Origin of the sequence: Kluyvera genomosp. 2 (assembly GCF_036759865.1) — a bacterium.
Classification (GTDB): domain Bacteria; phylum Pseudomonadota; class Gammaproteobacteria; order Enterobacterales; family Enterobacteriaceae; genus Kluyvera; species Kluyvera ascorbata_B.
This window is the reverse complement of the sequence record NZ_JAPKIA010000015.1, coordinates 1-2,754: the sequence shown is the minus strand read 5'-3', so window position 1 is coordinate 2,754 and position 2,754 is coordinate 1. Positions and strand designations below refer to the sequence as shown.

Sequence of the window (2,754 nt, the reverse complement as noted above, 5' to 3'; positions counted from 1 at the left end):
CGCTCTCCCAGCTGAGCTATAGCCCCAACGTAAAGCTGTCGTGTTGACGGGCGGCATAATATGAATTCCCTCGCACAGTGTCAACGGCAAAATTCGCTAACAGCATCTAACCGCTGAAAAAGCAGACAAACGGGCCGTTTTCCACGCTCGCTCGCAAACAGGAGTTATCCGTGTCACGTTTTCATATAAAACGATGCTATAACATGAACCTGTAATTCCCACACAGCAACTCAGGAAATAGCATGCTCAAGGAACGAATGACGCCGGAGGAGATCGCCCACCTGACGGGCTATAGCCGCCAGACCATCAACAAATGGGTACGAAAAGAAGGCTGGAAAACATCTCCCCGCCCTGGCGTTCAGGGCGGCAAAGCCAGACTTGTACACGTTGACGAGGACGTCGTTGAGTTCATCCATAGCGCTCAGCGCGCCGCAGAGACCACCGCCCCCTACGCAACCGACAATCCTTTCCATACGCTGCTGCTCACGCTGGTAGATGAAATGACCGAGTCGGAACAGAAACAGCTGACCTCGCTGCTGCTTCGGGAAGGGATCAGCGGTTTATTACAACGTTTAGAAATTCGTGGTTAAGCCCTCGTGATGAAAACACTTCCCGCCAAAATGTCGACTGAAGAGCTGGCCGAACGCACCGGTATGACCCGGCAGACCATCAATCGCTGGATTCGCGAACAAGGCTGGCGCACCGAACCGATACCGGGCATTAAAGGCGGCCGCGCGCGGCTGATTTTTATGAGCCAGGAAGTGCGGGACTATCTTGCCAATATGCCCGCACTGCGCCACATGATGGCGACCAACCAGATAGATGAGCCCACGCCCGGCTACAGCGCAAAAGCATCCGAGGTGGTGTGGCAGCAGATTGCCGACGTGCTGCAAAATATGACGCCGGTGGAACAACAGCGTCTGCACCGGCTGCTAGCGCGTGAAGGCATATGCGGATTTCTGTCGCGACTCGGGTTGAGCGACAACGAGACGTAAAAAAAGCGGGTTTCCCCGCTTTTTTTGTGCCCGAAGGTCTCTTACTGCTGGCTTTCACGCTCGGCGATAAAGCCCAGAGCCTTATTGATACGCTCAATACTGCGAGACTGACCGATAGCATGTACGGTCACATCCAGCGCAGGAGACTGGCCAGCCCCGGTGACAGCAACGCGCAGCGGCATGCCTACTTTACCCATCCCCACTTCCAGCTCATCGGCCGTCGCCTGAATGGCATGGTGCACGTTTTCCGCCGTCCACTCGGTGATAGCGGCAATTTTATCGCGCACCACTTCCAGCGGCTGACGAGCAACCGGACGCAGGTGTTTTTTCGCCGCATCGGCATCAAATTCGCTGAAGTCTTCATAGAAGTAACGGCAGCTCTGCGCCATCTCTTTGAGCGTTTTGCAGCGCTCGCCGAGCAGTTTCACCAGCTCGCACAGCTGCGGGCCAACGCGGGTATCAATATTTTCCTGCTCAATGTGCCACTGCAGATGCGTTGCCACATATTCCGGTGCCAGCGTATTGATATAGTGATGGTTCAGCCACTGCAGTTTTTCGGTGTTAAACGCACTAGCCGATTTGCTGACCGCATTCAGAGAGAAGAATTCAATCATCTCTTCACGGCTGAAGATTTCCTGATCGCCATGGGACCAGCCCAGGCGCACCAGATAGTTCAGCAGCGCTTCCGGCAGGTAGCCGTCATCACGATATTGCATCACGCTTACCGCGCCGTGACGTTTAGACAGTTTTTTGCCGTCGTCGCCGTTGATCATTGAAACATGCGCATACATCGGCACCGGCGCATTCAGCGCTTTAAGGATGTTGATTTGGCGCGGGGTGTTGTTGATATGATCTTCACCACGGATCACGTGGGTGATTTCCATATCCCAGTCATCGACGACAACGCAGAAGTTGTAGGTCGGAGAACCGTCGGTACGACGGATGATCAGATCGTCCAGTTCCTGGTTGCTGAACTCGATCGGCCCACGGATCTGGTCGTCAAAAATAACAGACCCTTCCTGCGGGTTAGCAAAACGCACGACGCACGGTTCATCAGCGGCATGATGCTCATGACCATGGCGGCAGCGGCCGTCATAACGCGGCTTCTCGCCTTTTGCCATCTGCTCTTCACGCAGGGCGTCCAGACGCTCTTTAGAGCAATAGCATTTATACGCCGTGCCCGCTTCCAGCATTTCGTCAATCACCGCATTGTAGCGATCGAACCGTTTAGTCTGGTAGTACGGGCCTTCATCCCACTCCAGATTCAGCCAGTTCATACCATCCATAATGGCTTCAATGGCTTCCGGGGTTGAGCGCTCAAGATCGGTGTCTTCAATACGCAGCACAAACTCACCGTCGTGGTTACGTGCAAAAAGCCAGGAATAAAGAGCAGTACGAGCACCGCCGACGTGCAGATAGCCGGTCGGGCTAGGCGCGAAGCGAGTTTTGATTTTCATGAAATGGCCTTACGTTTATAAAGATGCCGACAACCGGCAAATCCTGGAAATAAAAGTGGGCAATATTCTATCACTCCCATTCGGTTGTTCCCACCGCAAGCGCATGCTTTGCATTTTTTGCATACAATTCATACAACATAGCGTATTTTGCGATCGCATTGATTAATTTTACGACGAACGAACAAATTCTTTAGAAAAGGCGTTGACTCATTTTCAACTCTCCCTATAATGCGACTCCACACAGCGGGGGTGATTAGCTCAGCTGGGAGAGCACCTCCCTTACAAGGAGGGGGTCGGCGGTT

General features: G+C 53.4%; 3 protein-coding genes and 1 tRNA gene (1 of these 4 only partly in view). 2 read left to right on the top strand and 2 right to left on the bottom strand.

The genetic code is table 11. From position 1 onward, the window contains the following. Positions 1 to 26, bottom strand: a tRNA-Ala gene (locus V6942_RS16415); it reaches 150 nt to the left of the window's first position. A 216-nt stretch (positions 27 to 242) separates the two neighbouring features. Between V6942_RS16415 and V6942_RS16410 the strand changes: the two genes are divergently transcribed. Both V6942_RS16410 and V6942_RS16405 read left to right on the top strand, forming a co-directional pair. Beyond that, on the top strand, positions 243 to 590 hold the full coding sequence (locus V6942_RS16410) for a YfeC-like transcriptional regulator (protein ID WP_106924192.1): 348 nt from the start codon (positions 243 to 245) through the stop codon (positions 588 to 590). Between the two features lie 9 nt (positions 591 to 599). Continuing rightward, positions 600 to 995, top strand: coding sequence for a YfeC-like transcriptional regulator (locus V6942_RS16405; RefSeq protein ID WP_333501497.1), 396 nt, complete (start codon positions 600 to 602; stop codon positions 993 to 995). A gap of 41 nt (positions 996 to 1,036) precedes the next feature. Here V6942_RS16405 and gltX read toward each other — a convergent pair whose 3' ends face one another. Next, positions 1,037 to 2,452 (bottom strand): glutamate--tRNA ligase, encoded by a 1,416-nt coding sequence (gltX, locus tag V6942_RS16400; protein ID WP_106924190.1) that lies wholly within the window; start codon positions 2,450 to 2,452, stop codon positions 1,037 to 1,039. Positions 2,453 to 2,754: the final 302 nt, after the last annotated feature.